We start from the raw sequence: 7571 nt of genomic DNA on the forward strand, positions 1-7571 counted from the left end.
GATGTAAAAAATAATTGATAATGCAAATAAAATAATACTTTCCAAATGCTCTTGGCAAATAACTAATATTTATAAATCATATAAGATTAGTCATGCAAAGAAGAGGAGCAGTCAATTTACCGTTACATGGAGGCCATCCGCCAAGCTGGCTATTCTCAAGAATGGTAAAACTCTCAGGAGCACTGACCAGCGTTATTATAGAGGAATACAGTTTGGAAGAGTTTTTAAACCGTATATCAAATCCATACTGGTTTCAGGCATTCTCTTGTGTTTTAGGTTTTGACTGGCACTCCTCCGGAACAACCACCACCACATTAGGAGCCCTAAAGGCATCACTTTCTCCTGAAGAGCATGGAATCTATCTGACAGGCGGAAAGGGTGCAAAGTCCCGAAAGACTCCTCAAGGGATTGAACATGCAGGTGAAGTGTTCAATCTCAAAACAAAAACAACCGAAAAGCTGGTTGAGACAAGTAGATTGTCTGCTAAAATCGACAATTCCTGCATACAGGACGGATACACATTATACCAGCATAACTTCTTCGTTACCGAAAAGGGAGACTGGGCAGTCATCCAGCAGGGCCTGAACACCGAGACCAAGTATGCCAGACGTTACCATTGGCTTGGCAGTGAGGTCGATGACCTTTTGAATGACCCCCACAGCGGAATCTCATGCGACACCATGACTCCGAATACTTTAAACATGCCTTCTGAGGAAAGCAAGGAAGCACAAAAGATAAGCGTTGACTTGATTAATGACAATCCTACCCATTTAAGACAATATTTCAAAAGAAAAGACAATCAACTACTATTGGATGATTTCACAATGCCTGCGCATCACCCTGTTCTTGACATGGACATTTCAGACAAGGAATTTGAGGTGCTGACCCGTGCCTGGGAGATACAGCCTGAAAACTATGAGGAGCTGATTCTGCTTCAGGGGATAGGTCCTAAAAAAATACGTGCATTGGCATTGATATCGGATTTGGTTTACGGTGAGCCTGCAAGCTGGAAGGATCCTGTCAAGTACAGTTTCACACACGGTGGAAAAGACGGTTTTCCATATCCCGTTGACAGGGAAGTGTATGACAATTCAATACAGACTATACGTGACGCACTTGACCAGGCGCGCATAAAAAAAGATGATAAGTTGAAAGCCATTAAAAGACTCGATGATTTTATCTCTTAACGGTTTTCGTCATGAATGTTAACTGTTTTTCCGTGTGCTGTAGGTATTACTTCAAGCACAGGATTTTCAAATTCCAATTCGAATTCCTTTCCATCCATGAGAAGGTGTTGGAATACTGCTAGTGATGATACCTCTGAGTGAGGCTGTGTTGTTACTGATACGTTCCAGTCGGCAGCCTTGTAGATTTTTCCTGGAACTTTAGCTCCACCAACAACGATTAAAATGTCTGAACCATCCTCCCTGACTTCAGGAGCAATTTCATGAGCCTGAGATCCATACATTGTCAGGTGAACCACCTTACCTCCGTCAGCTTTCCATTTGTTGATAACGCCCATGGCACTGTCAGTGTATTCTATTTCAAAATTGCCTCCAAATCTTGAGGCAGTGTCTCTTACATTTTCCATCAGGCCATTGTCGCGTTCCCCTGCAAGATATATTTTGCTTGCACCGAATGCACGGGCAGTAAGGCAAACGTGAGTGGTAATTCTGGTATCTCTTTTTAATCTATGGTCCAATCTTAAAACATTAACTTTCATATTATCAGTTAATTATTAACTCTCAGAATATATAAATCTGATGAGAAAAACCACTTAAAAAAAGCTAAGGAGGTGATTGCATACATAGACCATCAAATATATGTGTTAATATGAATAGTTACTTAAAAAAATTTTTAGCAGTGGCAATTCTCATCACCACTAGATTTAGATTTGGACTTTATAAATGAATGTACCGGCAAAATGCAATATTGATTTTGAGATAATTATATGAAATAAAGCGCCACTGCCATGAACAGCAATGAAAACAGACGTCCAACCTCATTGCTCATTCCTAAAACATCACCATTGGCAAGGACAAAATTGCGTTTTGCAATTGTTGCTATAATCAAACCTGATATCATTGCACCTATGACTCCGCAAAGTCCGACAAGACCGCAAAGCAGATAGGCAATGCATGCCACAATGAAAGTGGATGCGAAATAATTGGCCGGATTGGTTTCATTGATGAAATAACTTCCTATTCCCGGTGTCAGGGGTTTTGATAGTAATGCTGTTGTAATCAATGATGTTTTTGCAGTCATTTCACAAATGATAATGCCTAATATGAAACGATAATCCAATATATTGTAAATTCCGGCAATTGTAAGGCTTGCAACCAAAAACAGTGTTGCGACTCCACCGGCACCTACACTGGAATCCTTCATGACACGAATCTTGCGTTCAGGCTCTCCATGAACCATGACTCCATCGGCCATGTCCATTACACCATCCAAGTGATTGTAACCGGTTATTATCATTAAAAATGCATATACAATTGCTGCTGTAAAAAATGAGTTCAAGTGCAGGAATTCCAAGGACACATAGCCACAGATTGCTGCCAGAATACCAATGAATAGATGCAGGAATGGCCAGCACCATGTCAGTTTGGTCATGTATTCAATTGATGTGAAAACGTTAATCGGCAGTATTGTTGAAAATGTCAGAAGCCCTAAAAGGGACCTTACGGGTGAGAATTCCTCATCTTCAAAGTAGCTATCATCTTCCATGTTTATTCCTCACATATTTTTTCTATAAATTATGATTATTATATTTTTATTTTGGAAATGCAACCTGCAATCAGACCTGCAAATGCACTGTCAAGAATTGGGGGCAATCCCCAAATGATTCCTGGTTTTGCTTCAATGTATCTGTTAAAGTTAAAGATTCCTTCGGTTCCGGCAATCTGGTTGGCTATGGCTAATCCTAAAACATTACCTGCATTAAAATCATTTCCCAATTCAACTTCACGAATCCTGTTGGATGAGATGTCCTGTTCGGCCCTCATTGCAGAGTCCATCAAGGCTATGACATTAGGATCTGCCAGTGCCTCAAGGATTTGCGCTTCCATTTTATCCTTTAAGGTTTCAGCTGTTTCCTCTTCAAAAAGGTCCAAACCGGCTTCAACCAAATCACCAATAAGTATTCCCTCAGACACGAGATAATCAAGAATACCTGATGTCAGTTTAATGTGGCTGAAGGCATCCTCTATGCTTATCTCAACGGCATCGTTGATTCTGATTTTCAATTCCTCAAAGTCAATGCCATCATATGAGGCATTGTTGATGTCTAGAGACTCCCCATCGGTTTGGGGAATATTGCACAGGACTGCTAGAAAGTCATTAGTGTTTAGAATGTATTGAATATGAACTGGCAGTTGCATATTGGCCAGTGTTCTGGCTTTTGCACTGGAAACCAGTTTAAATACCTTAAGCAAGTCTTTTGGTGAGATTGTCCTGTCAATGTAGATTACATGACTTATGTTGACTCTTGCATCGCCAAAGCCTTTCAGAGAGTTTGCAACCTGCAGTTTGTCTGTGAAATCTTCAATGACAATGTCATTGGCCATGAATGTGAATATGCTCAAATCATCATATGTGTTTGTGAAATAATCCAGCGAATCGGTTCCTTGGGCAATGTATGATCCTTCTGATTTATTGAATGTTTCTGCCTTTTTTGCAGTTGGCTTGAATTCATCCTTTGCAATCACTATATTGACATTTTCAACAATGTCAATGCCATCGCTTACTGTAAAATCGCTGAATGCCAAAAAATGGTGGGGATTGTTAATGCAAATCCCATAATCCTTTTCTATGATGTTCAATTTCATGTGATAATATATATTAATTATACTATAAAACACATAGTTACTTTAACTCTCTTCAACCTAATACAAGATAATATATGAGAATCCTGATTAATAAATTTTTTTTAGTTCGTATACAATCAAACGAACAAAATTAGTGTACAAAAAATAACAAGAAGGCACAAAAAAGAACAATGCAAATAAAATAACAGTTCAAAAAACCATGAATACAAACAAACCATAAAAAAGAATAAAAATCATAAAAAATGTGGAGGTAATTGCACCCTCCACAGATCGAACCTTTTCCTTTTTGTGCCAATTAATAATATGTAATATAATATTATATATAATTGAAATTAAGAACCAAAATACACAAGTCAGTAGATTTTAAGAATTAATTTTTTCTCACCCACATCAATTTCAATTTTGTCTGAAATTTTGTGAGTACTATCTCGACCATCAAATTCAATTTCATAATCTTCCGGCACTTTTTCAATTATCTTTTTTAAAGTTGCAATATCTAAAACGTCCATAGCTAATATTATAGTTTTGAGCTATTTAAATCAATCTTCCAAACTTATTCCAAATCTATTCCAAAGTTATTCCAAAGTTATTCCAAATGAAAAAATTAGATAATTGGTTGAAATAATTAGTTATAGAAATATCAGTTTATTTGTTTAAAGTTTAATAATTTCAAAATTAATTGATTATTATGTTCATAGTAATTGGCATCCCAATTATTTTTCATGATTGTTTTGCGATTAATTGAATTATTTTTAATGTATAAATTATATTCCCTTTGTAAAGTATTTATGCCATTTGAAACTTATTTTTTACACTTATTTTTAATTATAAGTGGTTTAAAAGTCTTTAATTTAAATACAATATCTTCTATATGTATATACATATCTCTTTTGATTAAAAGAGGTAATTTCAATTAGGGGTATTAAAATGAAATACAAAAAGATAATGCTTGTGACATTTCTGTTGCTGGCAATTTTAACAGTAAGTGCTGTTAGTGCTTCTGAAGATATGGCAATGTCTGATGATGGGGAGGAGTTGTCTCAAAGTCTGGATGATGCATTAACAGTTGAAGATGCTCAGGAGGATTTGGCGGAAGATCCTTCAGGGGAAAGTATTGCCGGTGGCGATGCAGATGATGTGTTGTCATATGAGGCAAGCGACTTTAATGTTGAGATAAACGAATCCATGGATTTAAGGTATGAGGATGCAGCCGCCATCACTTTTGATGCACCTGATGGTGCTTATGGGGAGATATTGGTTGGAGTTAATAAAACAGATGAACGTTATGTCTTTAATCTGGATGACTCACCGATTACTTTAGATGATTTGTGGATTGAGAAAACCGGAACATATTCAATATATGTCTATTTTAGCTATACTGACGATGGCGAGATATACCATGAAATCAATCTGTTGAACGGAACAATCAACGTAAGCCAGACAATCATGACAGAGGACTTTGACTTTGATTACCTGGAAAGTGATGCATACGACCCAATTGATGATTTGTCATATGACGTTTTCGATTTATATGATTCCCCGGCTGATGGAAATTTAATCATTTTCGTTGACAACAGGAAAGTGTATAATCTCACTGTTCATGTCACAGATTTTGATGATGATTATATTGGAATAACAAGCGAAGATCTTGAAATCGACGGTGAAGATTCCCCTTATCATATTGCAGTAATATTCAACACCACTGAAGGTGAAGAATTCACTCTTGCAGACTTTAATGCATACTACGATATTTCTAACAGTCAGGAACCCTACATAAGCATATATTCAATGATTATAAAGGAACAGATTGCGCCTTTAGCTTACATTAGTGATGATAATTCAGTGAATGGTACCGTCACAGTTTCCATCGACGGCAAAAAATATTATGAAAAACAATTCGATGGAACACGGGATTATCTGTTCATTCGTCATTATGATTTGGATGGATTGGATGTATTCGATAAGGATTTCCTGGGCAACCACACAGTCAAGGTAACATACAATAACTTCACTAAGGAATCAACAGTCACATTTGTATTCGAACCGTATTTCACCATACCTTATAATGTGCCTGCCGGTGAAGTGTCATACATTGTATTTAATGCACCGGGTAACTTTACGGGCAATGTCATTCTGTATAATGCAGTTTACAATGAGGAGGATGATAGGGCCGAGATAGGTTCATTAATATCATCTTATGCAATCAGCTCTTCAGCAAGTGAGGTTCCATTGCCTGCATTAACACCAGGGGTTCATTTATTCTATATGAACTATACCATTTATGACTATAACATTTATACCATTGACGGTAAAAGCGATGCCGGTTTCTTTGGAGTTGAAGCCATTGAAAACTCACAAAACTTCACATCAAGCATATCCTCCACTAAGATTATTGAGGGCACTCCAGTAACCGTTACAGTAACTGGTCCTAAAGAGGGATGGTTTGACTTTTATGTTGATATGGAACATGTGGCTGTATATTCATTGGTTAACGGTACTGTGGAACATACATTTTCAGATTTAACAAAAGGCACTCATGTTATTTCAGTATCATATGATGGCGAAGGGTATAATGATTTATTCTATGCAAAAGAGTTCCTTGTTGTGGTAACTCAATCATCATCAGGTAAAATTATTGATGTTTCAGTCGATTCAAGTGATACAAGAATTTATGGTGAACTGATATTGACTGATATTGCTACCGGAGAGGTATTTAAAAGAAACATTACAAGTGATTTAATCAAATCATCAATGACAAATCCCGGCAATTACAGTTCAAATGCAACTGAAATCATGAATCAACTTTTAAGTCTCGCTCAAGCACAGGCAGGAGACAAACAGATCACAGTTAAAACTCAAAATGTATCTGCTAAAGCTAATAGTAGGTATGATAATAGAATATACACTTGGATAGACATAGGTGAATGGTCCTATCTTGAAGTTGGAGGAGACTATGGAACAAAATGGATAGTGAATGTAACTGTAATTGCAGAATATGCAAGTGAAACAATAAACATATCTAATGTTAAAGTGGTATTGTCCAAAAACACTTTCACATATAATGCCAAAGTCCAAAAACCAACAGTCACATTAACAAATGGTGCTGTTTTAAAAGAGGGTGTTGACTATACTCTTCAATGGTCTACTGCTTCACCTAAAAATGCAGGAACATATACCGTTACAGTTACTGGAATCGGTGCATACACAGGAACAGCAAAAGTTACCTTCAAAATCAACAAGGCCGCCAATCCTTTGAAAGTTAAAGCCAAAACAGCTAAGGTCAAGTTTTCAAAACTTAAAAAGAAAGCACAGAAACTTAAGGTGACCAAAGTAGTCAAGTTCACCAAAAAGGGTCAGGGAACCTTAACCTACAAGAAAGTTAAAGGTAACAAGAAAATCTCCATCAACAAAAAGACTGGTAAAGTCACTATTAAAAAAGGCCTTAAGAAAGGAACTTATAAAGTGAAAGTTAAAATCAAAGCGAAAGGTAATGCTAACTATAAGGCATCTGCCTTTAAAACCGTTACATTTAAAATTAAAGTTAAATAAATGTCAATAGGAGTAGTTACTCCTTTTTGACAATTTCTTCTTTTTTTAAAGTCATCGATAGAATTATAAATTATGATTTCATTATCCATTGGGTAATGTAAAGTCAATAGGTATATAAATATCAGTTTATCTGCCCTTCATGTCTCTGGTATAGTTATGTATAAATATATTTATTGATAGATTTTTATTCAT

At 36.4% G+C, this 7571-nt stretch carries 6 protein-coding genes; 2 read left to right on the forward strand and 4 right to left on the reverse strand.

Features of this window, described 5'->3' with window-relative positions:
* Positions 1-92: 92 nt before the first annotated feature.
* Positions 93-1187 carry a DUF763 domain-containing protein gene (locus E7Z78_RS07920; protein ID WP_303724615.1) on the forward strand — a complete coding sequence of 365 codons (1095 nt, stop codon included), beginning with the start codon at positions 93-95 and terminating at the stop codon, positions 1185-1187.
* Here the strand turns inward: E7Z78_RS07920 and E7Z78_RS07925 are convergent.
* The 4 genes from E7Z78_RS07925 to E7Z78_RS07940 form a co-directional block, all read right to left on the reverse strand.
* Complete coding sequence (locus tag E7Z78_RS07925; RefSeq protein WP_303724616.1) at positions 1184-1723, reverse strand: tRNA (cytidine(56)-2'-O)-methyltransferase; 540 nt, start codon at positions 1721-1723, stop codon at positions 1184-1186. The genes E7Z78_RS07920 and E7Z78_RS07925 overlap by 4 nt on opposite strands.
* Positions 1724-1947: 224 nt before the next feature.
* On the reverse strand, positions 1948-2730 hold the full coding sequence (gene cobS / locus E7Z78_RS07930; protein ID WP_303724617.1) for an adenosylcobinamide-GDP ribazoletransferase: 783 nt from the start codon (positions 2728-2730) through the stop codon (positions 1948-1950).
* Between the two features lie 38 nt (positions 2731-2768).
* Positions 2769-3830, reverse strand: coding sequence for a phosphatidylglycerophosphatase (locus tag E7Z78_RS07935; RefSeq protein WP_303724618.1), 1062 nt, complete (start codon positions 3828-3830; stop codon positions 2769-2771).
* A 353-nt stretch (positions 3831-4183) separates the two neighbouring features.
* Entirely contained in the window at positions 4184-4339 is a 156-nt protein-coding gene (locus E7Z78_RS07940) for a hypothetical protein (RefSeq protein WP_303724619.1), read from the reverse strand.
* A gap of 418 nt (positions 4340-4757) precedes the next feature.
* On the opposite strand from E7Z78_RS07940, the gene E7Z78_RS07945 reads away from it, so the two are divergent.
* A complete protein-coding gene (locus E7Z78_RS07945; RefSeq protein ID WP_303724620.1) occupies positions 4758-7379 on the forward strand; it encodes a hypothetical protein in 2622 nt (873 codons plus the stop codon).
* Positions 7380-7571 lie beyond the last annotated feature (192 nt).

The organism is Methanobrevibacter thaueri (assembly GCF_015062915.1).
Taxonomy (GTDB): domain Archaea; phylum Methanobacteriota; class Methanobacteria; order Methanobacteriales; family Methanobacteriaceae; genus Methanocatella; species Methanocatella thaueri_B.